The organism is Streptomyces sp. NRRL S-495, from assembly GCF_000966955.1.
Classification (GTDB): Bacteria; Actinomycetota; Actinomycetes; order Streptomycetales; family Streptomycetaceae; genus Kitasatospora; species Kitasatospora purpeofusca.
The window spans coordinates 1-1,489 of record NZ_JZWY01001041.1 but is presented as its reverse complement, the minus strand read 5'-3'; the positions used below and the strand labels follow the sequence as shown (position 1 = coordinate 1,489).

The window sequence follows — 1,489 nt, the reverse complement described above, 5'->3', positions numbered from 1 at the left end:
TGCGGCGGCCGCCGCACCCCGCCCCACCGGCTCCGCCCGGTCCTGGCTCCTCCCTGCGCCCCTGCCTGCCGGCTCCCCTGCCTGCCGGGTGCCGCCGCCTCCGGGAGACAGGGGAGCCGGGACAGCGAAGTGACCCACCGGTAGGGTGCTGGCGACAGACACCGGACCACGGGGATGTGGGGCAGGCATGGTCGGCGAGGGCACGCAGTTCTTCGAGTCGGTGGCCGACACGGCCGCACGGCTGGCCGAGGTCGGCTACCTGGCCTCCACGGAGGTCGCCACCACCGTCTTCCTCGCCGACCGGCTCGGCAAGCCGCTGCTGGTCGAAGGCCCGGCCGGCGTCGGCAAGACCGAACTCGCCAAGGCCGTCGCCGCGCTCGGCCGGGCCCGGCTGGTCCGGCTCCAGTGCTACGAGGGCATCGACGAGTCCCGCGCCCTCTACGAGTGGAACCACGCCAAGCAGTTGTTGCGGATCACCGCCGGGCGGGACGAGGGCTGGGACGCGGCCCGCACCGACATCTTCGGCGAGGAGTTCCTGCTCACCCGGCCGCTGCTCACCGCCATCCGGGGCGACGAACCGACCGTGCTGCTCATCGACGAGATGGACAAGGCCGACGTCGAGGTCGAGGCGCTGCTGCTCGAAGTGCTCAGCGACTACCAGGTCACCGTGCCCGAGCTGGGCACCATCACGGCGACCCGCCGCCCCTTCGTCCTGCTCACCTCCAACGCCACCCGGGAACTCTCCGAGGCGCTGCGCCGCCGCTGCCTCTTCCTCCACCTCGACTACCCGGAGGCCGAACTGGAGCGCCGGATCGTCCGGCTGCGCGTCCCCGGGCTGGACGCGGCACTGGCCGACTCGCTGGTCCGGGTGGTCGGCGCGCTGCGGGCACTGGAGCTGCGCAAGGCCCCCTCGGTCGCCGAGACGGTCGACTGGGCCCGCACCCTGCTCGCACTCGGCGCCGACACCCTGGACGAGACGGTCGTCCGGGCCACCCTCGGGGTCGTCCTCAAGCATCAGGACGACGTGCTGAAGGCCACCCAGAAGCTCACCCTCGCATGACCGTCCCGCCCCCGTCCGGTGGCACATCCGATCCTGCGGATGTCGCCGCCCGGCTGACCGCCTTCGTGCGCGCGCTGCGCACCCACGGCCTGCGGATCGGGCCCGCCGAGACGGTCGACGCCGCGGCCGTCCTGGCCGTCCTCGGCCTCGCCGAGCGCGAGCAGGTCCGGGCCGGACTCGCCGCCGCGCTGCTGCGCACCGACGGGCAACGCGGGGTCTTCGACGCCGCCTTCGACCTCTTCTTCCCGCTCGGCGTCGGCGATCCGGAGGCGGTGCGCCGGGCCTCGGCGCAGCAGGCCCGGGACCCGGACGGCCTCGACGCGCCGGGCACCGCCGACCTGACGGACCCGACCGCGAACCCGGCCGCGGACCCGGCCGCGCAACGCGAGGACCTCCGGGCGCGGCTGGTGGCGGCACTCGCCGCCGACG

Annotated in this window: 1 protein-coding gene and 1 pseudogene; both read left to right on the top strand. The window is 74.7% G+C overall.

Translation table 11 applies throughout. From position 1 onward, the window contains the following. The first annotated feature begins 187 nt into the window (after positions 1-187). Complete coding sequence (locus tag VR45_RS38555) at positions 188-1,060, top strand: MoxR family ATPase (RefSeq protein ID WP_045944620.1); 873 nt, start codon at positions 188-190, stop codon at positions 1,058-1,060. After that, positions 1,057-1,489: pseudogene (locus VR45_RS49655) on the top strand (hypothetical protein); the annotation flags it as partial. The gene VR45_RS38555 and the pseudogene VR45_RS49655, both read left to right, overlap by 4 nt.